Below are 24,737 nucleotides of genomic sequence, written 5' to 3'. Positions count from 1 at the left end.
CGTCGGCGTTGTCCCTCGCGGGTCGCCCGCCCGCGCCTCACCCGAACGAGCGCGCGACCAGCTCCGGCACCAGCCGGCCGCCGCGGTGGCTGGTGCCGGTGCGCAGGGAGGTCACCACCACCTCGGCTGGGCTGAACAGGTGCGAGTCGATGGCGTAGAAGTCGCCGTTGAACCGGGCGAAGATCTCGGCGAAGGGGGCGCCGTGGTCGCGCGAGGTGGTGCTCGGCAGCGCCTCGGCGAGGCCCCGGGCGTCGGCATCGTCGGCCTCGACGAAGAGCTGGACCCGTCCGCCGTAGATGATCGCGTCGTTGGTGCGGCCCATCGCCTGCACGAAGTCCGGATGCGGCGGGCTGAGCGGCGCCGCGCCGATCCCGTCGACGATCGCGCCGAGGTCGAATCCGACCGCGTGCGCCTTGTGCAGCGCCACCTCCAGCACCCGCGCCACCACCTGGGTCGAGCCGGCGAGGCTCTGGGTCGGGGCGTAGATGAAGGTCACGTCGCCGGGCGCGACCCGCGCGGCCCGCGCCACCTCGGCCACGACCTTCGCCGGCGGCGGGCTGGCGGATTCAAGCACGAGCGCGATCCGGCCGGCCTCGTCGCGGTAGCGCAGCTCCTCGAACAGGGGCTCGGCCGCCGCCGCGGCCCGGCCGGGGCCGGAGCCGAGGGCGAAGAAGTCCGAGCCCTCGCCGCCGGCGAGGCTCCAGCCGGCATACTGGCTGCCGAGGCAGGCCAGCACCGGGTCGGCGCTGTGGACCACCACCGTCAGGGGCCACGCCGCCACCGGCCCGGCCGGCGCCAGCGACACCGTGCCGAGGCCGCCGAGGCAGATCTCGGCGATGCGCCGGCCGGCCTCGACCGAGCCGCGGGCGGAGGCGCCGGCATCGACGAGCCGGGCGCCGCCCGGCTCCCGGCGCACCGCGAGGCGCAAGGCGACGGCGTCGGCGACCAGGGCCTCGACCAGGGGCCCGGCGAGGGCGTTGACGCTCGGGCGGGGGGCGTCGGGGATCGTGGCGGTCATGGCGTGTCTCCCTGAAGGCGGTGGCCGGTTGCAATCCGGCTCGGATGGACCGTGCCCGCCCCCGCGAGGACGGCCCGCACGGTCTCGGCCCGCGTCGTCAACGCGCGGCGGGCCGCCCCGGCGTCGGCGCCGCTCGCCCGCACGGTGCAGACCGGGGCGCCGGCCGGGATGCGGCTGCCCGGGGCCGGCCGGTCGGCGACGCCGTCGCGCGGCAGGGCGGGCACGGCCGGCACGGCGCGGGCGGCGTAGACGATCTCGCTCGCCGCCGCCCCGGGCGGCTCGGGGTCGAGGGGCGAGAGCCGGCCGAGGGCGGCCTCGACGTGGCGCAGCATCAGGGGCGTCGCGCGCCGGTCGAGCACGTCGAGGGTGGCGCCGGGGCGCGGGTTGACCTCGAGCAGCCACCAGTCCGGGCCGTCGACCATCAGGTCGGCGCTGGCGAGGCCGCGCAGGCCGGTGGCCGCCGCGAGCGTGGCGAGCGCCGCGGTCGCCGCCTCGCGCACGCCGTCCGCCAGGGCTCCGGGATCGAGGGCACCGGGTGCGAGGGCGCCGGCGTAGCGGAACGGGTGGCGCGGCGACGGCGCGGTCCATTGCTCGGTGGCGCCGAGAACCTGGATCCCGTGGCCGTCGGAGAGCAGGGCGAGGGAGCGCTGCGCGCCCGGCACCCGGCGCTGGAGGTAGCGGCCGGGGGCGAGGCGGCCGGGCGCGGCCGGGCGGACGTGGCCGCCGCCGGAGGCGCCCGCCGCCTTGTCGAGCCAGCCGGACGGGTCGGCGACCGGCGCGAGGCGGATCTCCGGATGCGGGAGGCCGAGGCGGACACACAGGGCGGCGAGCGTGAGGGGATCCTTCAGGGCGGCGACGCAGGAGGGGGCGGCGCCGAGCAGGCGGTGGCGGCCGGCGAGCGCCGCCATCAGCCCGGGCGCGCCCTCGAAGCCGCTGCCGAGCACCAGCCCGAGGGGGGCACCGGCCTCGGCCGCGAGGGCGTCGAGGGCGTCGCGCACCGCCCGGCCCCCCGGGCCGGAGCCGAACCGGCCCGGCACGCGCCGGTAGCCGGCGCTGAGCGCGCGGGTGTCCTCGTCGCCGAACAGGTCGGCGACGTAGGGGCGCAGGTCCGCCCGCCGGGCGGCCTCGGCGAGGGCCCGGCCGGCCTGGGCGGCGATGAGGATCGCGTCGCCGCCGGCAGAACTCATACGATTTCCGGTTGATCGCTTCGCGATGCGGAAATCGGCTTCGCTCACGCGCCGCGCGGGCTGGTGATACGAATTCCGAAAGCGATCTTCCGGATTTCGTATCATCCGGCGATCTCGACCGCGAGCCGGTAGGCGTCGCGAAAATCGAGGGCGAGGGGCTCGTCCGCCGCGAGCAGGCGCCGGAACAAGCCGGCCTCGGTGCGGTACTTGACGTTGCCGACCGCGAGCGCGCCGATGCCGACGCCGCGCCCGGTCGGCAGCGGCACCGCATCGGATCCGGCGTCGATCCCGGCGATGCCGGCCGGCGGCACCGCGTTGACGTCGGCGGCGACGAGGAGCCGGGTCGCGGCGGCGAGATCCCCGGCGCTGAGCACCTGCACCCCGGCGGCGGCGGCCGACAGCACGATCTCGGCGTCGCGGGCGGCCCCGACCCGGCCCTCGTCGGTCGAGCCGTCGACGGCCTCGACCTCGACCCCGAACCGCTCCTTCATGCCGATGGCGATCTTCGCCACCCGCTCGCGGCCGTTGTAGCCGACCAGCGCCGGGCGGGCGCCCTCCTGGGCGCACAGCACCGCGGCGCAATAGGCGACGACGCCGGTGCCGCCGTAGATCGCGACCCGCTTGCCGGCCAGCGTCTCGCCGGCGGTCTCGCGCAGGGCCCGCGCCACGCAGGCCACCATCGCGGCCCCGGTGGTGAACGACCCGGCCGGGTCGGCGAAGAGGTGGTTGCGGAACGGCGGCACGAAGGCGCGCCCCGCCGCCGCCATCATGTCGAGGGCGGTCTCGGCGTTCTTGCCGCCGATGAAGATCGCGGTGCGCGCCCCGTCCTGCGGCGCGCGCGAGAAGATCGAATCCTGCACCAGCGGCACCACGTCGGCGAGGTCGACATGGGTGTAGGTGGCGACGACGTCGAACCCCGCATCCGTCGCCATGTTCACGTCGAACGGGCTCATGTGCTTGAGCGGGGTGAGCATGTGCAGGATCGAGCGGGCCATGGATCTCGTCTCCTCCGGCGGCCGGGCCTGGCCGGGGCCGCCCCGTCTATAGACCGCCGGATCCCGCCGCGGTGCTGGACTCTCGTGCGGGGTACGGGCCCCCGTCGACGCTCGCGCCCCGGTTGCGGCCGCGGGCGATCACGAGGTCGAGGCCGGGATGGCGCGGGCGCAGGCGCGCCACCAGGGCCTCGGCCTCGGCCTGCGACCCGACCAGGGCGAAGCCGGTCGGCCCCCACGAGCTCTGGCCGTGGCCGGGGATGCCGAGGGCCTCGATCGCGGCGAGCGCCGCCGCGACGGCCGTGCTGGCGTAGCGCCCGCCCTGGTAGGGGGCGAAGTAGTCGCCGATCCGGCGCTGGATCGCGCCGATGCCGTGACCGAAGCGGTCGGGATCGGCGGTGGCGAGCGCCGGCAGCACCTGCATCAGCACGAGGCGGCAGATCTCGGCCGCGCCCTCGGCCGGGAAGCGCGGCAGGGCGCCGAAGGCGTGGCGCTCCTCGGCGCCGTGGACGCCGGTGCGGGCGGGGTCGAGCAGCAGCACCACCCGCCACGCCTCCGGGTAGTCGAGGCGGGCGACGATCGGCGGCGGGGCGCCGCTCTCGTCGCGGCCGCCATCGACCAGGAAGCCGCCGCCGGTGAAGGCGGCGAGGCCGACGCCCGAGCGGTTGCCGCGCTCCAGCGCCCCCGCGAAGGCGTCGGGCCGGAAGGCGACGCCGTGCAGCCGCGCCAGCGCCGCCGCGGTCGCGAGGGCGATCTGGGTGCCCGAGCCGAAGCCGGCATGGGCCGGCACCGTGTCCTCGAGGTGGAACGAGCCGGTCGCCGGCACGCCGAGGGCCCCGGCCGCCGCCTCGGCCGCCGCCCGGACCCGCGGCAGCTCGGCGGCGATCCCGGGCGCCGCGCCGCCGGTCACCGCGAGGGTGGCGGCGGGGGCGGCCTCGATCACGACCGCGGGGGCGTCGAGGGCGAGCCCGAGGCTGCCGTAGCGCCGGCCGAGCCCGCCATGCAGGTCGAGGAAGCCGAAATGCAGGCGGGCCGGAGCGTGGACCCGCACGGACCCTTGGACGGAACCCTGGGCTGTGCCTGCGTCGTCCAAGCCGGCTCCTCCGGGCGCCGCGCGGGCGGGGGCGCCGTTCCGGTTGCGGGGGCGGGCCGGTCGGATGGCCGCGTTCGTCCCGGCAGTCCCATGTCCGGGCGGGATGCGCAAGGGGCCGGATGGGCTGTCGATGCGTCAGCGCGGCAACGTGGTCGCTCCGCTCCGCGTGAGCGTCCCCCTTGTCCAATCTGCGCCCAGGGCGCAGTCATGGATCGGATCTGTCGGATCATCTCCGCTCGCCGTGCGAACAGGAAGGAACGCCGGCTATGGCTCGCCTCTCTCTCGAACGGCTGAAGGCCGCTCCTCCGGTCGTCGACCGGGCGAAGATCGCCGCCACGACGGAGGAGGACATCCGGCGCCAAATGGTCGAGGACGGAGAGGATCCGGATGCCGAACCCTCCGGCTACCGCCCGGCCGTCTCCGTGACCGCCTTGCGCGAGCGCCTGAGCATGACCCAGGCCGTCTTCGCCCGGGCGATCGGCGTCCCGGTCGCCACGGTCCGCAACTGGGAGCAGGGGCGCAAGGAGCCCGATCCGGCGGCCCGCTCCCTGCTCACGATCATCGACCGGGAGCCCGAGGCGGCGTTGCGCGCGCTCGGCGCGGCTTCCTGAGCCGGGTCGCGCGATTCCGGCCACCGTCACGCGGGCGCAGGAGAGCGGCCCTATCCGGGCCCATCCGCCGGAGCCCCGCCATGACCACCCCGAAGATTGCCCGCACAATCATCCACCCGGGCGCGACCCTGCGCGAGGCGGAGATCGGGGAGCAGTGCGAGATCCTGGCCGGATGCGTCGTCGAATACGCGACCTTCGGCGACGACAGCTACCTCGGCCAGAACAGCATCGTCGGCAACGCGCGCATCGGCCGGTTCTGTGCGCTCGCGGCCCATATCCGCATCGGCGCGCCGAACCACCCGATGGAGCGGGCCTCGCTGCACCGCTTCACCTACGGCCCGGACTACTACGACGCCACCGCCGAGCGCCACGCCGCCTTCTTCGCCCGCCGGCGCGAGGCGGTGACGGTGATCGGCCACGACGTGTGGATCGGCCACGGCGCCACGGTGCTGCCGGGCGTCACGGTCGAGGACGGCGCGGTGGTGGCGGCGGGCGCCGTGGTGACGAAGGACGTCGCGCCCGACGCGATCGTCGGCGGCGTGCCGGCCCGGCCCCTGCGCGACCGTTTCCCGCCCGCCATCGCCGAACGGCTGCGGCGGATCGCGTGGTGGAATTGGCCGTTCGCGCGCATCCGGGCGCATCTGGCGCTGTTCCAGTCCGACGACATCGCGGCGTTCTGCGACGCATTCGACCCCGAGGACACGGCGTCGCCCCCGGCGTGACGGCCGAAGCCCCGCCCCCGCCCGCCACGGGATTCCTATTCCGCACTCGGAACCGAAAAAATTTGTGCCCAATTCAATCGCGCTAAGTGCCGATCTCGTCTGCACAATAAGTCCGCCCTGTGAAGGGCCGGGCCGCCCCGCCCGGGCCGTCCGGCAAAATACCCCTTGCGCTCCCGGGCGGGATTGCCGATATTTCCCGGGTGACAGAAAACACTGTCATCTCAACATCTTATGATCTTCTTATGAAGGTCGTGACCGTCTAGGAGAAACGCCATGAAGTGGTCGATGCCCGTCGTCGCCGAAGTCTGCGTCGGCATGGAAGTCACCAGCTACGAGTCCGCCGAGATCGATCCCTTCAACTGAGGGGATCCGGCCCTTCGGCGAGGACCGTCCGATCCTCGACGCGGGGCCTCGCGGACGGCGCCGGCGTCCTTGATGCCGGACCGCCGCCCGGGCAGGGTGCCGAGGGGGCGACCTGCCCGGGAACGCCCACCGCCGCGGCGGGCCATCGCTCCCGTGACGAAACGGCTCCCGTGACGAACCTGGAGAGAACGCCATGAAGTGGTCGATGCCCGTCGTCGCCGAGATCTGCGTCGGCATGGAAGTCACCAGCTACGAGTCCGCCGAGATCGATCCCTTCCACTGAAGGGCGCTTTGCCGGGGCGGGATCGGACGATGCGCGCGATCATCCTCGGCTCCGGTGCCGGCGGCGGCGTTCCGCAATGGAACTGCCGCTGCGCGATCTGCGCCATGGCCTGGGCGGATGACGGCCGGGTTCGCCCGCGCACCCAGTCGAGCCTCGCGGTGTCGCCGGATGGCGACCACTGGCTCCTGGTCAACGCCTCGCCGGACGTGCGCCAGCAGATCCAGGCCACGCCCGCCCTCCACCCGCGCGAGGGCCTGCGCCACTCCCCGATCCGGGCGGTGCTGCTCACCAACGGCGATGTCGACCATGTCGCGGGCCTGCTCACCCTGCGCGAGGGCCAGCGCCTCGACCTCTACGCCACCGCCGGCATCCTCGGCTCGCTCGCCGGCAACCGCGTCTTCGACGTGATGGCCGAGGGCGTCGTCGCCCGCCGCGAGATCGCCCTCGGAACGACGTTCGCGCCCCTGCCGGGCCTGTCCGTCACCCTGTTCGCGGTGCCCGGCAAGGTGCCGCTGTGGCTGGAGGACGGCACGCCGGAGATCGGCGCCGAGACCGAGACCACGGTCGGCGCGATGATCGAGGCCGGCGGCGCCCGCCTCGCCTACGTGCCGGGCTGCGCCCGCGTCACCGACGACCTCAAGGCCCGCCTCGCCGGCGCCGACGCGCTGCTGTTCGACGGCACCGTGCTGCACGACGACGACATGATCCGCGCCGGCGTCGGCACCAAGACCGGCTGGCGCATGGGCCACGTGCCGATGCGCGGCGAGGGCGGGTCGATCGACGGGCTCGCCGACGTGCCCCTCGGCCGGCGCGTCTTCGTCCACGTCAACAACACCAATCCGGTCCTGGTCGAGGACTCCGACGCGCGCCGCGCCGTCGAGGCCGAGGGCTGGACGATCGCCCATGACGGGCTGATCCTGGATCTGTGACGGCCTTTGGTCGCCCTTGACCGGGCTGCGCCGGGGCGCCACGTCGGGATCCCCGGGCTTTGACCCGGCCCGCACAAGAATCAACGGAAACGCCCCCGGAAGTCTCGACGCCATGCACGCCGCCCTGTCCCGTCCGCCGGCCGCGGACGACGCCCTGCTCTCCCCCGAGGACCTGGAAGCGGCCCTGCGCGACATCGGCGCGCGGCGCTACCACAACCTGCACCCGTTCCACCGCCTGCTGCACGACGGCAGGCTCGATAAGGATCAGGTCCGGGCCTGGGCGCTCAACCGCTACTACTATCAGGCGATGATCCCGGTGAAGGACGCCACCCTGCTGGCCCGTCTGCCGGACGCCGCCCTGCGGCGGATCTGGCGCCAGCGCATCGTCGACCACGACGGCGACCACGAGGGCGACGGCGGCATCGAGCGCTGGCTGAAGCTCGCCGAGGGCGTCGGGTTCGACCGCGGCTACGTGCTCTCGACCCGCGGCATCCTCGCGGCGACCCGGTTCTCGGTCGAGGCCTACGTCCACTTCGTCGCCGAGCGCAGCCTGCTCGAAGCCATCGCCTCCTCGCTCACCGAGATGTTCTCGCCGACGATCATCTCCGAGCGGGTCTCGGGCATGCTGAAGAACTACGACTTCATCACCCGGGACACGCTGGCGTATTTCGACAAGCGCCTGACCCAGGCGCCCCGCGACGCCGACTTCGCCCTCGACTACGTCAAGCGCCACGCCGTGACGCCGGAACTGCAGCGGCAGGCCCTCGACGCCCTGCGCTTCAAGTGCAGCGTGCTGTGGACCCAGCTCGACGCGCTGTACTTCGCCTATGTTGCGCCCGGGACGATCCCGCCGGATGCGTGGCGCCCCGGCGAGGGACTGGCGGCCGAGGGTCTGGTGGCAGAAGGACTGGTGGGAGGCGCGGCGTGAGCCTGACCCCCGACGACGTGCCGCGGCTGCCCCGCGGCGTGCGGATGCGCTTCGATTCGGTGCGCAGCGCCCATGTCCTGCTCGCCCCGGAGCGTACCTTCGACCTCGACCAGAACGCGGTCGCGGTGCTGACCCTCGTCGACGGCACCCGCTCCATCCGGGCGATCGCCGACGAACTGGCCCGCACCTACGAGGCCGACCGCGGCGTCATCGAGCCCGACGTGATCGCGATGCTGAACGGGCTGCGGGAGAAGCGGGTGCTGGACGCCGGTCCGCCGCAGGAAGCGCCCGCGCCCCGGGCCTGAGGGGAGTTGCCGCCATATGAACGCCGTCACGCCCGCGCTCCCGGCTCCGATCGGCCTCCTCGCCGAGCTGACCCATCGCTGCCCGCTGCGCTGCCCGTACTGCTCCAACCCGCTCGAACTCGACAGGCGCTCGGCCGAGCTCGACACCGCGACCTGGGAGCGGGTGCTGGCGGAGGCCGCCGCCCTCGGGGTGCTGCACGTCCACCTGTCGGGCGGCGAGCCGACGGCGCGCCAGGACATCGTGGCGATCACCGCGGCGTGCGCCCGCCTGGGCCTGTACTCGAACCTCATCACCTCGGGGGTCGGCGGCGCGCTCGCCAAGCTCGACGCCCTGTCGGATGCCGGCCTCGACCATGTCCAGCTCTCGATCCAGGCGGCGGAGGCTTCCAATGCCGAGCGCATCGGCGGCTTGAGGAACGCGCAGCCGCAGAAATTCGCCTTCGCCGAGCGGGTGACGGCGCTCGGCCTGCCGCTGACCCTCAACGCGGTGATCCACCGCGGCAACATCGGCGAGGTGCCGGCGATCATCGATCTCGCGGTGCAGCTCGGCGCCAAGCGGCTGGAGGTGGCCCACACCCAGTATTACGGCTGGGCCTACGTCAACCGCGCCGCCCTGATGCCGGCCAAGCCCGAGGTCGACCGCTCGATCCGGGTGGTCGAGGAGGCGCGCGAGCGCCTGAAGGGCCGGCTCGTCATCGACCTTGTGGTGCCGGACTATTACGCCAAGTATCCCAAGGCCTGCGCCGGCGGCTGGGGCCGGCGGCTGATGAACGTGTCGCCGACCGGCAAGGTGCTGCCCTGCCACGCCGCCGAGACGATCCCGGGCCTCGAGTTCTGGCACGTCCAGGACCATTCCCTGGCCGAGATCTGGGCGCGGTCGCCGGCCTTCTCCGCCTATCGCGGCACCGGCTGGATGAAGGAGCCGTGCCGCTCCTGCGACCGGCGCGAGACCGACTGGGGCGGCTGCCGCTGCCAGGCCCTGGCGCTGGCGGGCGACGCCGCCGCCACCGACCCGGCCTGCTCGCTGTCGCCGCTCCACGCCCGGGTCCAGGCCCTCGCGGTCGCCGAATCGGCCCTGGAGACGGCGCCCGACTACCGGTACCGCACCATCGGCGGCGCGCCCGCCGCGATCCCGGAGGGAGTCGCCCCGTGAGAGCCGCCGCCGTCGCCGTCCTGCTCGCCGGCCTCGCCGCATCGGGCCCGCACGCCCAGGAGGCCGCGCCGAAGCCGGAGGCCGCCGCGCCGGCGGCGCCGGTGGCGATCGACCTGCTGTTCGACGCCAAGCAGCTGCGCAACGCCGCGCCGGGCTCGACCCTGTCCTACCGCTACACCCTGTCGAGCGGCATCGAGGGCAGCCCGTTCGGGCCCCCGGTCGAGGACCGGGTCCAGGCCAGCGTCGAGCCGGGCAAGGACCCCGACACCCGCACCCTGACGGTGCAGACCTTCACCGGCGCGCGCCGGCTGCCGACCGCGCATTTCGAGGACATGTCCGGCAACCCGGTGATCGGCACCTTCCTGGAGCACCACGTCCTCGACCTCGCCAAGGTGCTCAAGGGCAACCCGCGCTACCTCAAGAACGCGATCCGCAAGGCCCTGCGCGACGGCGCCACCGTGACCCCGACCGAGGTGACGGTGAACGGCCGCGCGAGCCCGGGCTGGCGCGTCGAGATCCGGCCGCTGGCCGGCGACCCGATGCGCGACCGGCTGCGCGGCTTCGACGCCCTCACCTACACCTTCGTGGTCTCGCCGGCGGTGCCGGGCGAGGTCGTGTCGATCGCTGCGACGGCGCTCGACCCGCGGGGCGGCACGCTCCTGGAGGAGACCCTGACCTATGAGCCGAGCCTTGGCTAAGTTCGTGCCGGCCCTGGCGCTCGCCGTCGCGCTGGCCGCCCCGGCGGCGGCCGACGACAACGACTACCCGACCGAGGCGCGGGCCGACTACGTGTTCGGCTGCATGGCGGCCAACGGCCAGACCCGCGAGGCGCTGACCAAGTGCGCCTGCTCGATCGACGCCATCGCGGCGGTGCTGCCCTACGACAAGTACGTCCAGGCCTCGACGATCCTGTCGATGCGCCAGGGCATCGGCCAGCGCTCGAACGAGTTCCGCTCGACCAAGCTGTTCGACGACAAGGTCGCCGAACTGCGCCGCGCCCAGGCCGAGGCCGAGATCCTGTGCTACCGGCACAGTGCGAGCGGTGGGTGAGGCTCGGATACCGCCGGTCGAGACCCCAGTCGGTCCAACCGTTTGGACCGCTGAAGTGACCGGCGAGGTGCCGGTCGCTGAGAGCCTGTTTGAGTGGCGGTCCATCGTATTAACCGCGCGAAGCGCCCCTTTCCCGGACGACTGTAGCGTCAGCGGAAGGAGATCCGGGATCCAGCGAAAGAAGTGCCGCGGAGCGGCTCAGTCTGCCAGCGCTGTGGTTGAGTACGGACGCTTCGCGACTTATTGTACTGGATCCCGGATCTCCTTCCACTGCGTTCCAGTCGTCCGGGAAAGGGGAGCCTGTTCTTTAGATCGAGATTCAAGCAGGCTCTGAGCGAAATGCGCATCGATTACGGCCCTGGTTGCAGGGTCTATTTCACGCAGAAGAACGCCGAGATCGTCCTCCTGCTGTGAGGTGGCGACAAGAATACGCAGGAGCAGGATATCCTCGCCGCCAAGGCCCTCATGAATCAGGACTGACCGCCATGCCGCTCGAAACGTCGCCCTGGGACATCGTCGACAGCCTCGACACGCCCGAGCGCATCGCCCTGTACCTCGAGGCCGTGCTGGAGGACGGCGATCCCGCCCTCCTCACCGCGGCGCTCGGCGACGTGGCGCGGGCCCACGGCATGGCGGCGATCGCCCAGGAGACGGGCCTGTCCCGGGAGACCCTTTACCGGACCCTGTCCGACAAGGAAAATCTCCAGCTCACGACCCTGATGGCCGTGCTCAAGGCCCTGGGCCTGAAGCTCACCGTCGCCCCCGCGAGCGCGGCGGCGTAGACCCCGGGTGGCTCCGCTCAACTCCCCCTGCCCGCCGGAAACGTCCGGGTGAAGCGGCGGCCCTCGGTGTCTTTCGCCGCCACCGTCACCGGGGCGCCGGTGTCGGCATAGGAGAACCGGAAGGTCGGGTCCTCGCTGATCGAGATGCCGCCGGTCATGGTGAAGAGCGGCGTGTCGCCCTGGCGCACGCTGAGGCTCTCCACGAACCAGGCCGGGGTGTAGAGCCGGGTGACCTGATCCATCTGCAGGCCGGAATAGTTCGGGTGGCGGACCTGGACCTGGGCCTCGCCGCGCTCGGCGAAGGCGCGGAAGCGCATCTGGCCGAGGTTGGCCTTGGCCTCGGCCGGGTCCTTCACCGCCGGGGCCGAGCAGCCGCCCGCCGCTTTGACGTAGGCCTTGGTCATGTAGAGGGCGCCGTCCTCGGTCTCGGCGATGGCGCGGACGTAGGAGTAAGAATTCACCCGGATCCGGGTCGAGAGGTCGAAGCGGCTTTGGCCCTCGGCGAACGTGATCGTGCCGACCACCGGCGAGGGGTTCTCGTCCACCACCAGCGTCAGCGCCCTGACCCGCCGGGGATCGCCTTCGGGCAGCGCGATCCGCACCGTGACCGGCACGATCGCCGCGTCCTCGGCGCGCTTCGGCGCTTCCAGGCCGACCACCCCGGTGCCGTCGGCGAGCGGGCGGTCGCCGGCGACGCTGCCCTTCAGCTCGCCCCAGGTCGTCTCCGGGCGCGCGTCGTCTCCTTGCGCCGGCGCGGGGCCCGCGAGGGCGATCAGCACGAGGGCGGCGGCCGCGGTTCCGGCGATGGGCCTCATCGGAGTCTCCTCTGGCGACGGGCCGGTCTCGTGCCGGCTTGCGAGCCCCGAGTATAGGCACGATCCCGGGGCGGCGCCAGCCGCGGGTGCCGTTGACCGGCCGGAAGAACCTCAATCTGATCAAGGCGATCGGCCGCCTTGCCGAAAAGCCCGAGGGCGCTCCCGTTGCGCCGCTGCCGGCATCGGCATTAAGCCCGTGGCGACCCCTTCCCGCGCGAGGATAGCCGTGACGTCCCCTGCCCTCCCCGCCCTGCTGCCGGATCTCGGGCGCCGCACCCTGGTGATGGGCATCCTCAACGTCACCCCGGACTCGTTCTCGGACGGCGGCCGGTTCCAGGACGTGGACGCCGCCCGCGCCCAGGCCGCCACCCTGGTCGGGGAGGGCGCGGCGATCCTCGACATCGGCGGCGAGTCGACCCGGCCCGGCCATACCCCGGTGCCCGCCGACGAGGAGCAGGCCCGGGTCCTGCCGGCGATCGCCGCCCTTGCCCCCTCGCTCGCGGTCCCGATCTCGATCGACACCTACAAGGCCTCGACCGCCGAGGCCGCCCTCAAGGCCGGGGCGCGGATCGTCAACGACGTCTGGGGCCTCCAGCGCGAGCCCGACATCGCCGCGGTCGCCGCCGCCCACGGCGCGCCGGTGATCGTGATGCACAACCGCGAGAGCGTCGACCCGGGCCTCGACATCCTCGACGAGATGCGCCGGTTCTTCGAGCGCTCGCTCGCCATCGCCCGCCGGGCCGGCATCCCGGACGGCGACGTCGTCCTCGATCCCGGCATCGGCTTCGGCAAGAGCTGGGAGCAGCACCTCGAGGCGCTGCGGCGGCTGCCGGAACTGCGGGCGCTGGGCTTCCCGCTCCTCGTCGGCGTCTCGCGAAAATCCCTGCTCGGACGCCTGCACAACGCCGCGACCGCGCCGAAGGACCGGCTGTTCGGCTCGATCGCCGCCCACGTCGCCGCCGCGACGCTCGGCGCCGACATCGTGCGCGTCCACGACGTGCGCCCGCACGTCGAGGCGTGCGCGGTCGTGGACGCGATCCTGCGACGGGGCGCCCGATGAGCGACCGCATCCTGATCCAGCGCCTCGCGGTCTTCGCCCATCACGGCCTGCTGCCCGAGGAAGAGCGCCTCGGCCAGCGCTTCTACCTGTCCCTGGAAGCCCGCCTCGACCTGCGCGAGGCCGGGCGCAGCGATGCGATCGACGCGACGGTGAGCTACGCCGACCTCGCCGACCTCGCGGTGCGGATCGCCACCGGGCGGCGCTTCCGGCTGATCGAGGCGCTCGCCGAGACCATTGCGGCCGAGGCGCTCGCCGCCCATCCGGTGCTGGAGGCGATCACCGTGCGGGTCGACAAGCCCTCCGCCCCGGTGCCGCATGTCCTCGACGGGATCGCGGTCGAGATCACGAGGACGCGATGACCCGGGCCTATCTCGGCCTCGGCAGCAATCTCGGCGACAAGGCCGCGATGCTCGACCGGGCGGTGACGGAACTCGGCGCCGTGCCGGGCGTGAGCGTCGCGGCGCGCTCGCGCGACTACCGCACCCCGCCCTGGGGCGACACCGACCAGGACTTCTTCCTCAACGGGGCGCTCGCGGTCGACACCACCCTGTCGCCGCACGCGCTGCTGGAGGCCTGCCTCGCCGTCGAGACCCGGCTGGGCCGGGTGCGCGAGCGCCGCTGGGGGCCGCGGCTGATCGACATCGACGTGCTGCATGTTGCCGACGCGGTGGTGGAGGACGAGCGGCTGGTGCTGCCGCACCGCTTCCTGCGCGAGCGCGCCTTCGTGCTGGTGCCGCTGGCCGAGATCGCCCCGGACCTCGTCCTCGGCGGCGAGACGGTCGGCGCCATCCTGGCCCGCCTCGACCGGACCGGCATCGTGCCGGCGTAGGACGCCGGTGCCGGCGTGACCACAGTCCACGACACAGGAGGCTGGCGGGTGTGGGAGCGACGGCCACCGCGCATCGACCCTCCCCCCTCTGGGGCCGGGAGAGGGGCAGCGCGACGCTGATCCAGAGAGCGCCCTTCACGACGGTTCCGCCACATCCGGAAGCGTCGTTCCCCTCTCCCGGCCTGCTCCGCAAGCCACCCTCCCCCGCAGAGGGGGGAGGGTTCACGCTCTCGGCCGTCGCTCCCGCACCCCGCAGCCCCCTGTGTCGTGGACTGTGCGGCGTGACGGCGGGCCCCGCCGGGTGCTCGCCCGTGCCGCATTGACCGTCCGGGAGGGAGGGCCTTAGGCGAGGGCCGACAGGCCCGGGCGGCCGATCCGCGGAGCAGCATCCATGACCCCTCGCACCCTGCCGGCCCTCGTCCTGACCCTCGTCCTCGGCGCGGCGGGGCCGGCCCTGGCCCAGGCCGGGGCGCTCAAGGTCGGGCAGCCGTGGTCGCGGGCCACCCCCGGCGGCGCCAGGGTCGCGGCCGGCTACGTCACGGTCACCAACACCGGCGCGGCGCCCGACCGCCTCACCGGCGGCTCGTTCGAGCGCGCCGGCCGCGTCGAGCTGCACACGATGTCGACCGAGGGCGGCGTGATGAGGATGGCGCCCCTGCCCAACGGGGTCGAGGTGAAGCCCGGCGAGACCGTCACCCTGTCGCCCGGCGGCAACCACCTCATGTTCATGGACCTCACCGCCCCGCTCAAGCAGGGCGAGGCGGTGAAGGGCACGCTGACCTTCGAGAAGGCCGGCACGGTCCCGGTCGAGTTCGCGGTCGGCGCCATCGCGGCCAAGGCTCCGGGCGAGAAGGCTCCCGGGGACAAGACCCCGAGCGACAAGGCGGGCGGGCATTCCGGCCATGCCCACTGAGCCCCGGCCCGCCTCGAAGCGGGCGGGCCTCGCGGTCGTCGGGCTGTTCGCCCTCGCGCTCGCCGGCATGGTCGGGACCACGGTCGCGCTGCTGCCGCGCGGCGGCAGGCCGCCGGCGGTGTCGGTGGTCGGCGGGCCGTTCCGGCTGGAATCGTCGAAGGGCGGCGTGCTCGATTCCGCGAGCCTGCGCGGCCGGCCCTACCTCGTGTTCTTCGGCTTCACCCAGTGCCCGAACGTCTGCCCGACGACGCTCGCCGACCTCGGCAGCCTGCTCGACGAGTTCGCCCGGCAGGGCGGCGACGTCCGGGCCTACTACATCACCCTCGACCCCGAGCGCGACACCCCGGCCCTGATGCGCGAGTACATGGCCGCGTTCAGCGACCGGCTCACCGGCCTCACCGGCACGCCCGAGGCGATCGCCGCGGTCGCCCGCGCCTACCGGGCGACCGCCCGCAGGGTGCCGCTGCCGGGGGGCGACTACACCCTCGAACACACCCTGATGGTCTACATGATCGACCGCGACGGCGGCTTCGCCGGCCCCCTCGACCTCGATGCCGGCCACGGGCTCGCGCTGAAGCAGCTGCACCGGCTCGCGGCCGCCGGGCGGGATTCGTGAAGCGGGTCCGTCCGGACCCCGCCCGGTCCATGGCGCTTCAAATATCCTCCATCCACTCGACGCGCCCGTCGGAGAGGCCGTAGCGGGCGCCCGCGACCGTGAGCTTGCCGCCCTTCAGGGCCTCCGCGATGACCAGGCTCTGCGTCGTGAGCCGCTTGGCGACGCGGCGCGCGTTGCTGCGCACCGAGGCTTCGAGGAGGTCGCCGCCCTGGCTGCGGGCCTCCAGCACCGCCGGCACGATCGGCTGCACCATCTCGCCGATCACGCCCGGGAAGGTCGCGTTCCGCTCCACGACGTCCACCGCCGCCGCGACGGCGCCGCAGGACTGGTGTCCGAGCACGACGACCAGCGGCACCCCGAGGACGCCGACCGCGTATTCGATGCTGCCGAGCGCCGCCGTGTCGACGGTGTTGCCGGCGTTGCGGACGATGAACAATTCGCCGAGCCCGCGCCCGAACAGGATCTCCGGCGAGACCCGGCTGTCGGAGCAGCCGACCAGGACGCAGAACGGGGCCTGCCCGCGGGCGAGTTCGAGGCGGCGCTCGCGGCCGTTCGCCGCGAGCGAGGGGGCCTCGTTGCGGAAGTTCTCGTTGCCCTCCTTCATCAGCCTGAGCGCCTCGGCGGGCGACACCGAGGTCTTCGCCATCGGGGGAGCGGCCCGCGCCGCCCCGTCGGGCAGGGCGGTCGCGGCGAAGACGGCGGCCGCCCCGAGCAGGAGACGCCGGCGGCCGAAATGCGCCGGGCCGGACCCGGCACAGCATTCGCAGTTGACGTGCATGGAGGATGGTCTCCCCTGGATCCCGTGCCGGGCGCTGGAAGTCCCAACGACGACGAGGACCCTTTTATTCCCGCGGATCGCTGCGGCAAGCGAGCGTAGCCGGCGGGAGCGCCCCTGCCGGCTCCCCTCACCCGCGGGCGATCATCTCGCGGATCCGCAGGCCCAGGGTCTCGACCACGAAGGGCTTCGTCAGCACCGCCATGCCGGGCTCCAGCGCGCCGTCGCCGAGCACCGCGGTCTCGGCGTAGCCGGTGATGAACAGCACCTTCAGGCCGGGGCGCAGGGCGCGGCCGGCATCGGCCATCTGGCGGCCGTTCATGCCGCCGGGCAGGCCGACATCGGTGACGAGCAGGTCGAGGCGCACGTCCGATTGCAGCACCTTCAGGCCGGCGGCGCCGTCGGCCGCCTCGATCGCCGTGTAGCCGAGCTCCTCCAGGACCTCGGTCACCAGCATCCGCACCGTCGGCTCGTCGTCGACCACCAGCACCGTCTCGCCCTGCTCGGCGCGCGGCGCCGCGCCCGGGCCGCCTTCGGCGGCGGCCTCGGCCGCGCCGTCGTGGCGCGGCAGGTAGAGGCAGACCGTCGTGCCCCGGCCGGGCACCGAGTCGATCCGCACCTCCCCGCCGGACTGGCGCACGAAGCCGTGGATCATCGACAGGCCGAGCCCGGTCCCCTGCCCGGTCGGCTTGGTGGTGAAGAACGGGTCGAAGGCCCGGGCCGCCACCTCCGGGCTCATGCCGGTGCCGGTGTCGGACACGCACAGCGACAGGTAGGGGCCGGGCGGGATCCCGTGGGCGCGGGCGGCCTCGGCGTCGAGCCGGTGGTTGGCGGTCCCGATCGCGATGCGGCCGCCGTCGGGCATCGCGTCGCGGGCGTTGAGGCACAGGTTCAAGAGCGCGTTCTCGAGCTGGGGCGGATCGACGAGCGCGGTCCACAGGTCGGGCGCCCCCGCGACCGCGATTCCAACCGCCGGCCCGACCGTGCGGCGGATCAGCTCCTCCATCCCGGCGACGAGCAGGTTCACGTCGGTCGGGCGCGGGGCGAGCGTCTGGCGGCGCGAGAAGGCGAGCAGGCGGTGGGTCAGGGCCGCGGCGCGGCGGGCGGCGCCCTGGGCGGCGTTGACGTAGCGGTCGACGTCCTTGAGCCGGCCCTGCCCGATCCGGGTCTGCATCAGTTCGAGCGAGCCGGTGATGCCGGCGAGCAGGTTGTTGAAGTCGTGGGCGATGCCGCCGGTGAGCTGGCCCACCGCCTCCATCTTCTGCGACTGGCGCAGGGCCTCCTCGGCCCGCATCAGCTCGGCGGTCCGCTCGGCGACGCGCTGCTCCAGGGTGCCGGCGAGGGCCCGCAGCATCGCGGTGGCGCGGTCGCGCTCCGCCTCGACGGCGCGACGCTCGTCGACGTCGATCAGCACCCCGGGAAAGCTCAGGGCCGTGCCGTCCGGCGCGTGGTCGACCCGCCCGTTGGCCTCGATCCAGTAGTAGTGCCCGTCGGCGCGGCGCACCCGGTACTGGTGGGCGTAGGCGCCGCCGCGGGCGACCACGCGGGCGATCGCCTCGGCGAGGCCCGGCTTGTCGTCGGGATGGACGGTCGCGACCACCTGTTCGAGGCTCAGGCCCTCGCGGCCGAGGGCCGGGTCGAGGCCGAAATTGCGCGCGAACGCCTCGTCCACGGTGAAGCGGTCGCTCGGCAGGTCCCACAGCCACGTCCCGATGATCGCCCCGGCCGCGAGCGCGAGCTGGACCCGCTCGACGTTCTCGCGGGCGACCGCCTCGCTCTCGCGCAGCCGCCGCGTCGCGATCACCTGCGCGGTGGTCTCGTTGGTGAGGATGAACAGGCCGGCGACCCGCCCGGCGCCGTCGAGCACCCGCGAATACGAGAACGTCCACCACGTCTCGGCCTCGCCCCGGTCGGTGCCGAGCCGCCACGGCAGGTCGACGAAGCGCCGGCTGCGCCCGGCCAGCGCGTCGTCGATGATCGGCTTGGCCTGCTCCCAGCCGTCGGCCCAGACCCGGTCGAACCGCTCGCCCATCGCCCAGGACAGGCGCGGGCCGAGCAGCGGGAAGTAGGTCTCGTTGAAGAAGAAGTGCAGGTCCGGCCCCCAGGCCAGGATCATGCTCTCGGGCGAGTTCAGCACGAGCGCGAGCGCGGTGCGCAGCGATTCCGGCCAGCCCTCCGGCGGCCCGAGCGGGTGGCCGGACCAGTCGCGCGCGCGGATCAGTCGGGCGGCCTCGCCGCCGCCGGCGAGGAAGGGAAGGCTGTCGGTCATCGGTCCTGCGGGGCGGGCGGGTCGGCCCAGCGGCCCGAGCGTCCGGCATGACTATCCCGGCCGGGCCGGAAGTGCCACCGGCGGCGGATTGGTGCGCAGGACCATCGCTGAAGCGATTGCCCTGGTCTCGCTGTGGCCCCGACGCCATGGCGCCCGGCGGACCTCGCCCCCCGGGTAGCCCTGTGGCCGGGGGATGCGCTAGGCTCGCGCCGTTGCCGGGGGAGGTCGAACGCCGGATGCCGCTTGCCGTGATCTGCCCCCGCGCCGTCGCGCGCGCCGGCCCGGCCGGGTGCCGATGACGCCGCCCCGGCCCTGCCCCCCGCCGCGGCGGGTGCTGATCTATTCCCACGACACGTTCGGTCTCGGCCATCTGCGCCGCGCCCGCGCCATCGCGCACGCCCTGGTGGCGGAGGCGCCGGGGCGGCGGGTGACGATCCTGTCCGGCTCGCCGGTCAGCCGGGCGTTCCGCTTCGCCCCGGGCGTGACCTGCCGGCGCCTGCCGGGCGTCACCAAGCTGCCGGACGGGGAGTACCGCAGCCTCGCGCCGGATTACCGCCTCGACGAGGTGGTGTCGGTGCGCGCCGCCCTGATCCGCCACGTCGCCGACCGCTTCGACCCCGACCTGTTCCTCGTCGACAAGGAGCCGGCGGGCTTCCACGGCGAGGTGCTGCCGGTGCTCTCGCGCCTCAAGGGCCGCGGCTGCCGGCTGGTGCTCGGCCTGCGCGACGTCCTCGACGATCCCGCCCTCCTCGGCCCCGAATGGGAGCGCAAGGGCGTCGCGGCGGTGCTGCCGCTCTACGACGCGATCTGGGTCTACGGCCTGCAGGAGATCTGCGCGCCGCTGGCCGGCCTCGCCCTGCCGGCCGGGCTCGCGACCCCGACCTATACCGGCTACCTGCGCCGCGAGGCGCCGGATCCCGGGCCCGAGGCCGGGGCGGAGGGCGAGCCGTTCCTTCTCGTCACCCCCGGCGGCGGCGGCGACGGGGTCGACCTCGTCGAGGCGGTGGTGCGCGCCTACGAGGCCGCGGATCCCGGCCACCGCGCCCTGATCGTGTTCGGGCCGTTCTTCCCGCCGGCCGAGCAGGCGGCGCTGGAGGCGCGGATCGCCGCCCATCCGCGCCTGTCCTCCCTCGGCTTCGACGCCCGGCTGGAGCGCCTGATGCGCCGCGCCGCCGGCGTGGTGGCGATGGGCGGCTACAACACCTTCTGCGAGATCCTGTCCTTCGACCGCCCGGCGCTGATCCTGCCGCGGGTGCGGCCCCGGCGCGAGCAGCTGATCCGGGCCGAGGCCGCCGCCCGCCGCGGCCTCGTCGAGTGCCTGCCCCCCGACGCGGCGACGCCGGAGCGGACCGCCGCCTCGCTGGCCGCGCTGCCGGGGCGCCCGCGCCCCTCCGCCCACCCGATCCCGGGCCTGCTCGACGGGCTCCCGGCGATCCGCCGCCTCGCCGAGGCCGGCGCCACCGCCTGCCTCGCGGCGGAATAGCCCCTCGCCCCATGTCCGCTCCGACGATCGCCATCCTGGTCAAGGGCTACCCGCGCCTGTCCGAGACCTTCATCGCCCAGGAACTGGTCGGGCTGGAGGAGCGCGGGCTGCCGCTCGCGATCTGGTCCCTGCGCCGGCCGCACGACGGCGCCGTGCACCCGATGCACCGGCAGATCCGCGCGCCCGTCGCCTACCTGCCGGAATACCTCCACGAGGCGCCCGTGCGGGTGCTGCGCGGCCTCGCCGCGGCGCTCGGCCGCCCCGGCCTCGCGCCGCTGCTGCGGCTGGTCTGGCGCGACCTGCGCCGCGACCCCACGGCGAGCCGCCTGCGCCGCCTCGGGCAGGCCCTCGTGCTGGCCCGCGAGCTGCCGCCGGCGGTGGCGCACATCCACGTCCACTACCTGCACACCCCGGCCTCGGTCGGGCGCTACGCCGCCCTGCTGTCGGGGCGGAGCTGGAGCGTCTCGGCCCACGCCAAGGACATCTGGACCACGCCGGACTGGGAGCTGGCGGAAAAACTCGACGACGGCGCCTTGCGCTTCGCCGTCACTTGCACGGCGGCCGGCGCGGCGCGGCTGCGTGGGCTGGCGGCGCGGCCGGACACGGTCTCGCTGGTCTATCACGGGCTCGACCTGCGCCGGTTTCCCGCCCCGCCGGAGTCCCGCCCGCCGCGGGACGGGAGCGACCCGGCCGATCCGGTCCGCTTCGTCACGGTCGGCCGGGCGGTGGCGAAGAAGGGCTTCTTCGATCTCCTGGAGGCGCTCGCCGCCCTGCCGCCGGGCCTGCACTGGCGCCTCGCCCATGTCGGCGGCGGCGAGGAGCTGGAGGCGCTGCGGGCCCGGGCGGCCACGCTCGGGCTCGGGTCGAAGGTGGCCTTCCTCGGAGCCCGGCCGCAGCCCGACGTGGTCGCGCTGCTGCGCGAGGCCGACCTGTTCGTGCTGCCGGCGAAGGCCGCCCCGTCCGGCGACCGCGACGGCCTGCCGAACGTCCTGATGGAGGCGGCCTCGCAGGCCCTCGCGATCGTCGCCACCGACTTCGCCGGCATCCCGGAATTCCTCGCCGATCACCGCGACGGACGGCTGGTGCCGCCGGGCGACTGGGCGGCGTTGTCGAACGCCCTCAACCTGCTCGCCCGCGACCCCGGCGAGCGCGCCCGCCTCGGCGCCGCGGCCCTGGCGCGCCTGCGCGACGCCTTCGGGGCCGAGGCCGGGTTCGCGCGCATCGCGCACCTGCTGCGGGGCGAGCCGTGAGGGTCGCGTTCTACGCCCCCCTCAAGGCGCCCGACGATCCGGTGCCGTCCGGCGAGCGCACGGTGGCGCGGCTGTGGCTCGCCGCCCTGCGCGAGGCCGGGTTCGCGCCCGACCTCGCCAGCCGGCTGCGCACCCGCGACCCCGGCGGCGAGCGTCATCCGGCCCTCGCCGCGGCGTCGCGGGCCGAGGCCGGGCGGCTGGTCGCGGCGTGGCGGGACGGCCCGCCGGCGCTGTGGTTCACCTATCACGTCTACTACAAGGCGCCGGACTGGATCGGCCCTGCGGTCGCGGCGGCGCTCGGGATCCCCTACGTCGTCGCGGAGGGCACCCGGGCGGCCAAGCGGGCGGCCGGGCCGCACGCCGTCGGGCATGCCGGGGCCGAGGCCGCCCTCGACGCCGCCGCGCTGATCCTGGTCCCGACCGCCGCCGACCGCGAGAGCCTGGAGGCGGCGCAGCCCCCGGGCCAGCGCCTGATCGACCTGCCGCCGTTCCTCGATCCCGCGGCGTGGCCCCGCGCCCCGCGCCCGGCGCCGGCGGCGGGGCCGCTGCGGCTCGCCTGCGTGGCGATGATGCGGCCGGGCGACAAGCTCGCCTCCTACCGCCTGCTCGCCGACGCCCTCGCGCGCCTCGACGGGGACTGGACCCTCGACGTCGCCGGCGACGGCCCGGCGGCGGCGGAGGTGGCGGCCCTGCTGGCGCCGTTCGGCGACCGGGTGCGCCGGCACGGCGCGCTCGCGCCCGCGGCGCTGGCGGCGCTCTACGCGGGATCCGACCTGCTGGTCTGGCCGGCGGTGAACGAAGCCTACGGCATGGCGCTGCTGGAGGCGCAAGGCCAGGGCTGCCCGGTGGTGGCCGGGGGCTACGGCGGCGTGCCCGACGTCGTGCGCCACGGCCGCACCGGCCTCGTCGCGCCGCCCGGCGACGCCGCGGCCCTGGCCGCGTCGGTCGCAGCGCTCGCCGGCGACCCGGCCCGGCGGGCCGCGATGGCGGAGGCGGCCGCGACCTTCGCCCGCGAGGAGCGCGGGCTGGCGCGGGCGGCGGCGGTGCTGCGCGGGGCGCTGGCTCCCCTGGTGGGGCCGGTTCGTCCGCGTCTCTCCGCATGAGGCGCGGGGCTCTTCGGGGAAAGGGAGGGCGCAGGTGTTCCCCTCCCCCCTTTAGGCAGGGCTGTCCAGGGAAAATTCCTTTGAGAATCAAGCGTAGGATCCCCTCTCCCGAGTGGGAGAGGGGAGACGCGCCCCTCCTTTTCCTCGGACAGCCGGGCGCTGCGGGGAGACGGCACCCGCCCCGTTCCCCGACCCGACGATCCTCGCCGCGAGCCCCCCATGAGCCGGATCCTCGTCGCGGTCACGCACCTCCTCGGCGCCGGGCATCTCACCCGGGCCGCGGCCCTCGCCCGCGCCTTCGCGGGGGCGGGGCACGCGGTGACGCTGGTCTCCGGCGGGATGCCGGCGGCGCTGCCGGGGCTCGACCGCGTGCGCCGGGTGCAACTGCCGCCGGTGCGGATCCTCGGCACCGCCTTCACCGACCTGCGCGACGAGGCCGGCGATCCGGTCGGGGCGGACCGCCTCGCCGCCCGTCGCGACGGGCTCCTCGCCGCCCTGGCGCAGGCGCAGCCGGATGCCGTCGTCACCGAACTCTACCCGTTCGGCCGCCGGGTGCTGTCCGACGAGTTCGAGGCGCTGATCGCCGCCGCCCGCGCCCGCACCCCGCGCCCGCTGATCCTCGCCTCGATCCGCGACATCCTCGCCCGGCCGGGCCGGCCGGAGCGGATCGCGGCGAGCGAGGCCCGGATCGCGCAGGCCTACGACTCGGTGCTGGTCCACGGCGATCCGACGCTCCTCCCCCTCGACGCCTCCTGGCCGGTGAGCCCCGCCCTGCGCGCCCGCCTGCGCTACACCGGCTACGTCGACGAGGCGCCGCAAGCGACGCCCGTCCCGCCGGAGCGCGCCGGCCTCGTCGTCTCCGGCGGGTCGAGCGCCGCCGGGCTGCCGCTGCAGCGCGCCGCCCTCGGCGCCGCCGCGCTCCGTCCCGACCGGCCCTGGCGCATCCTCGTCGGCCGTGGCGTGCCCGAGGCCGATTTCGCGGCCCTGCGCGCCGCGGCTCCGGCCAACGCCGTCGTCGAGCGGGCGCGGCCGGATTTCCGGGCGCTGCTCGCCGGCGCAGACCTCTCGGTGAGCCAGGCCGGCTACAACACCGTGCTCGACCTGCTCGCCACCGGAATCCGGGCGGTGCTGGTGCCGTTCGAGGCCGGCGGCGAGACCGAGCAGCGCCTGCGCGCCGCCACCCTGGCGGAGGGCGGCCTCGCCCGGGTGCTGCCGGAACCCGGCCTGACGGCCGCCGGCCTCGCCGCCGCGGTCACGGCGTCCCTCGCCGCTCCCGCCCCGCCGGCGCCCCGCCGGCGCCTCGACGGCACGCCGCTCGCCGCCGCCCTCGCCCGGCTGGAGGCCGCGGGCGCGCGGGTCACCCTGTGGTGGCGCGACGACGACGCGGTCGCCCATACGGCCGCCCTCGACCGGCTGCTCGCCCTGGCGGCGGCGACCGGCTGGCCCGTCGCCCTCGCAGCGGTGCCGGCCCGGGCCGAACCCTCCCTGGCCGAGCGGCTGGCGGAGGAATCCACGGTCGACCTCCTCGTCCACGGCCTCGCCCACGCCGACCACGCCCCGCCGGGCGCGAAGAAGGCCGAACTCGGCCCCCACCGGCCCCTCGCGGCGATCGAGGCCGACCTCGCCCGGGCCATGGACCTCGCGCGCGCCCGCCTCGCCCGGCCCGGCCGCCCGCCGCTGCCCGTCCTGGTGCCGCCCTGGAACCGGATCGCCCCGGCGGCGGTCGCGGCCCTGCCCGGGCTCGGGTTCGCCGGGGTCTCGACCTTCGGTCCCCGCGGGCCCGCGCGGCCGGGTCTCGGCGAGATCCACACCCACATCGACCCGATCGCGTGGCGCGAGCCCCCCGGTCCCGACGGCCTGCGCCGCCTCGCCGACCCCGCCGCGCTCCTGGCCCGGACCGCCGACACCCTGCGGGCGGCGGCGGAGAGCGGCGAGCCGGTCGGCCTCCTCACCCACCACCTCGTGCAGGACGAGGCGACCTGGGCGTTCTGCGCGGCGCTGCTCGTCCGCCTCGCCGCCAGCCCGGCGGTGCGGATCGCCCGGGCGGCGGCGCTGTTCGGGGGCGAGCCGGGCGGCTCGTGACGCAAGCGCCTTCGCGCGCGGTTCGAGCCTCTTCGGGAGACGGATCGCGCGGGATCCCGCGACCCCGGCGGGGCGTTTGCGCCGCGGGCCGTCCCCATGTCACAAATCGGTGTGGGGACCGGGACA

25 protein-coding genes and 1 pseudogene are annotated in these 24,737 nt (G+C 74.8%); 19 read left to right on the top strand and 7 right to left on the bottom strand.

From position 1 onward, the window contains the following. Window positions 1–37 precede the first annotated feature (37 nt). From mch to EOE48_RS13145, 4 genes are all read right to left on the bottom strand, one after another. Window positions 38–1,018 carry a methenyltetrahydromethanopterin cyclohydrolase gene (mch, locus tag EOE48_RS13160; protein WP_127729693.1) on the bottom strand — a complete coding sequence of 327 codons (981 nt, stop codon included), beginning with the start codon at window positions 1,016–1,018 and terminating at the stop codon, window positions 38–40. Continuing rightward, complete coding sequence (locus EOE48_RS13155; RefSeq protein WP_127729691.1) at window positions 1,015–2,205, bottom strand: ATP-grasp domain-containing protein; 1,191 nt, start codon at window positions 2,203–2,205, stop codon at window positions 1,015–1,017. The genes mch and EOE48_RS13155 overlap by 4 nt, the downstream gene beginning before the upstream one ends. 101 nt (window positions 2,206–2,306) lie before the next feature. Further along, window positions 2,307–3,200 (bottom strand): NAD(P)-dependent methylenetetrahydromethanopterin dehydrogenase, encoded by an 894-nt coding sequence (locus tag EOE48_RS13150; protein WP_127729689.1) that lies wholly within the window; start codon window positions 3,198–3,200, stop codon window positions 2,307–2,309. Between the two features lie 46 nt (window positions 3,201–3,246). Beyond that, window positions 3,247–4,248, bottom strand: a complete 1,002-nt coding sequence (locus tag EOE48_RS13145; protein ID WP_425463659.1) for a beta-ribofuranosylaminobenzene 5'-phosphate synthase family protein — start codon at window positions 4,246–4,248, stop codon at window positions 3,247–3,249. A gap of 308 nt (window positions 4,249–4,556) precedes the next feature. On the opposite strand from EOE48_RS13145, the gene EOE48_RS13140 reads away from it, so the two are divergent. The 10 genes and pseudogenes from EOE48_RS13140 to EOE48_RS13090 all read left to right on the top strand — a co-directional run bounded on the left by EOE48_RS13140 (window position 4,557) and on the right by EOE48_RS13090 (window position 11,416). Beyond that, window positions 4,557–4,901 (top strand): helix-turn-helix domain-containing protein, encoded by a 345-nt coding sequence (locus EOE48_RS13140; RefSeq protein ID WP_127729685.1) that lies wholly within the window; start codon window positions 4,557–4,559, stop codon window positions 4,899–4,901. An 80-nt stretch (window positions 4,902–4,981) separates the two neighbouring features. Continuing rightward, a complete protein-coding gene (locus EOE48_RS13135; RefSeq protein WP_127729683.1) occupies window positions 4,982–5,623 on the top strand; it encodes a DapH/DapD/GlmU-related protein in 642 nt (213 codons plus the stop codon). A gap of 273 nt (window positions 5,624–5,896) precedes the next feature. Beyond that, the gene (pqqA, locus tag EOE48_RS13130; protein WP_048426854.1) at window positions 5,897–5,986 is read left to right on the top strand and encodes a pyrroloquinoline quinone precursor peptide PqqA; all 90 of its coding nucleotides are present in this window, start codon (window positions 5,897–5,899) and stop codon (window positions 5,984–5,986) included. A gap of 193 nt (window positions 5,987–6,179) precedes the next feature. Further along, window positions 6,180–6,269: a pyrroloquinoline quinone precursor peptide PqqA gene (gene pqqA / locus EOE48_RS13125; protein WP_127729681.1), complete on the top strand. Its 90-nt coding sequence runs from the start codon at window positions 6,180–6,182 to the stop codon at window positions 6,267–6,269. 29 nt (window positions 6,270–6,298) lie between these two features. Continuing rightward, on the top strand, window positions 6,299–7,198 hold the full coding sequence (pqqB, locus tag EOE48_RS13120; protein ID WP_127729679.1) for a pyrroloquinoline quinone biosynthesis protein PqqB: 900 nt from the start codon (window positions 6,299–6,301) through the stop codon (window positions 7,196–7,198). Window positions 7,199–7,310: 112 nt separating this feature from the next. After that, window positions 7,311–8,431 (top strand): annotated as a pseudogene (gene pqqC / locus EOE48_RS13115) (pyrroloquinoline-quinone synthase PqqC). A 16-nt stretch (window positions 8,432–8,447) separates the two neighbouring features. Next, window positions 8,448–9,584: a pyrroloquinoline quinone biosynthesis protein PqqE gene (gene pqqE / locus EOE48_RS13110; protein WP_127729677.1), complete on the top strand. Its 1,137-nt coding sequence runs from the start codon at window positions 8,448–8,450 to the stop codon at window positions 9,582–9,584. Beyond that, entirely contained in the window at window positions 9,581–10,282 is a 702-nt protein-coding gene (locus tag EOE48_RS13105) for a hypothetical protein (protein WP_127729675.1), read from the top strand. Before pqqE ends, EOE48_RS13105 begins: the two co-directional genes overlap by 4 nt. Beyond that, window positions 10,263–10,634: a hypothetical protein gene (locus EOE48_RS13100; RefSeq protein ID WP_127729673.1), complete on the top strand. Its 372-nt coding sequence runs from the start codon at window positions 10,263–10,265 to the stop codon at window positions 10,632–10,634. Before EOE48_RS13105 ends, EOE48_RS13100 begins: the two co-directional genes overlap by 20 nt. A gap of 485 nt (window positions 10,635–11,119) precedes the next feature. Beyond that, entirely contained in the window at window positions 11,120–11,416 is a 297-nt protein-coding gene (locus EOE48_RS13090; RefSeq protein WP_127729671.1) for an addiction module antidote protein, read from the top strand. A gap of 17 nt (window positions 11,417–11,433) precedes the next feature. Here EOE48_RS13090 and EOE48_RS13085 read toward each other — a convergent pair whose 3' ends face one another. Then, a complete protein-coding gene (locus tag EOE48_RS13085) occupies window positions 11,434–12,231 on the bottom strand; it encodes a quinoprotein dehydrogenase-associated SoxYZ-like carrier (RefSeq protein WP_127729669.1) in 798 nt (265 codons plus the stop codon). A gap of 283 nt (window positions 12,232–12,514) precedes the next feature. Between EOE48_RS13085 and folP the strand changes: the two genes are divergently transcribed. The 5 genes from folP to EOE48_RS13060 all read left to right on the top strand — a co-directional run bounded on the left by folP (window position 12,515) and on the right by EOE48_RS13060 (window position 15,649). Beyond that, window positions 12,515–13,291: a dihydropteroate synthase gene (gene folP, locus EOE48_RS13080; RefSeq protein ID WP_127729787.1), complete on the top strand. Its 777-nt coding sequence runs from the start codon at window positions 12,515–12,517 to the stop codon at window positions 13,289–13,291. Next, window positions 13,288–13,650, top strand: a complete 363-nt coding sequence (gene folB, locus EOE48_RS13075) for a dihydroneopterin aldolase (RefSeq protein WP_127729667.1) — start codon at window positions 13,288–13,290, stop codon at window positions 13,648–13,650. Before folP ends, folB begins: the two co-directional genes overlap by 4 nt. Continuing rightward, window positions 13,647–14,120 (top strand): 2-amino-4-hydroxy-6-hydroxymethyldihydropteridine diphosphokinase, encoded by a 474-nt coding sequence (folK, locus tag EOE48_RS13070; RefSeq protein ID WP_127729665.1) that lies wholly within the window; start codon window positions 13,647–13,649, stop codon window positions 14,118–14,120. Before folB ends, folK begins: the two co-directional genes overlap by 4 nt. A 391-nt stretch (window positions 14,121–14,511) precedes the next feature. Further along, window positions 14,512–15,033, top strand: coding sequence for a copper chaperone PCu(A)C (locus tag EOE48_RS13065; protein WP_127729663.1), 522 nt, complete (start codon window positions 14,512–14,514; stop codon window positions 15,031–15,033). Further along, window positions 15,023–15,649, top strand: coding sequence for an SCO family protein (locus tag EOE48_RS13060; protein WP_127729661.1), 627 nt, complete (start codon window positions 15,023–15,025; stop codon window positions 15,647–15,649). The genes EOE48_RS13065 and EOE48_RS13060 overlap by 11 nt, the downstream gene beginning before the upstream one ends. A 37-nt stretch (window positions 15,650–15,686) precedes the next feature. On the opposite strand, the gene EOE48_RS13055 is transcribed toward EOE48_RS13060, so the two are convergent. Then, window positions 15,687–16,427 carry a carbonic anhydrase gene (locus EOE48_RS13055; RefSeq protein ID WP_127729659.1) on the bottom strand — a complete coding sequence of 247 codons (741 nt, stop codon included), beginning with the start codon at window positions 16,425–16,427 and terminating at the stop codon, window positions 15,687–15,689. Between the two features lie 127 nt (window positions 16,428–16,554). Then, a complete protein-coding gene (locus tag EOE48_RS13050) occupies window positions 16,555–18,693 on the bottom strand; it encodes a hybrid sensor histidine kinase/response regulator (protein ID WP_127729657.1) in 2,139 nt (712 codons plus the stop codon). A 295-nt stretch (window positions 18,694–18,988) separates the two neighbouring features. Between EOE48_RS13050 and EOE48_RS13045 the strand changes: the two genes are divergently transcribed. From EOE48_RS13045 to EOE48_RS13030, 4 genes are all read left to right on the top strand, one after another. Next, window positions 18,989–20,176 carry a glycosyltransferase family protein gene (locus EOE48_RS13045; RefSeq protein WP_127729655.1) on the top strand — a complete coding sequence of 396 codons (1,188 nt, stop codon included), beginning with the start codon at window positions 18,989–18,991 and terminating at the stop codon, window positions 20,174–20,176. A gap of 11 nt (window positions 20,177–20,187) precedes the next feature. Continuing rightward, window positions 20,188–21,426: a glycosyltransferase gene (locus tag EOE48_RS13040; protein ID WP_127729653.1), complete on the top strand. Its 1,239-nt coding sequence runs from the start codon at window positions 20,188–20,190 to the stop codon at window positions 21,424–21,426. Continuing rightward, window positions 21,423–22,529 carry a glycosyltransferase family 4 protein gene (locus tag EOE48_RS13035; protein ID WP_127729651.1) on the top strand — a complete coding sequence of 369 codons (1,107 nt, stop codon included), beginning with the start codon at window positions 21,423–21,425 and terminating at the stop codon, window positions 22,527–22,529. Before EOE48_RS13040 ends, EOE48_RS13035 begins: the two co-directional genes overlap by 4 nt. Window positions 22,530–22,748: 219 nt before the next feature. After that, the gene (locus EOE48_RS13030) at window positions 22,749–24,611 is read left to right on the top strand and encodes a glycosyltransferase (protein ID WP_127729649.1); all 1,863 of its coding nucleotides are present in this window, start codon (window positions 22,749–22,751) and stop codon (window positions 24,609–24,611) included. The last annotated feature ends 126 nt before the right edge of the window (window positions 24,612–24,737 follow it).

This window comes from Methylobacterium oryzihabitans (assembly GCF_004004555.2).
Lineage (GTDB): Bacteria > Pseudomonadota > Alphaproteobacteria > Rhizobiales > Beijerinckiaceae > Methylobacterium > Methylobacterium oryzihabitans.
The sequence above is the reverse complement of the archived record's forward strand: the minus strand, read 5'-3'. Positions and strand labels throughout refer to the sequence as shown.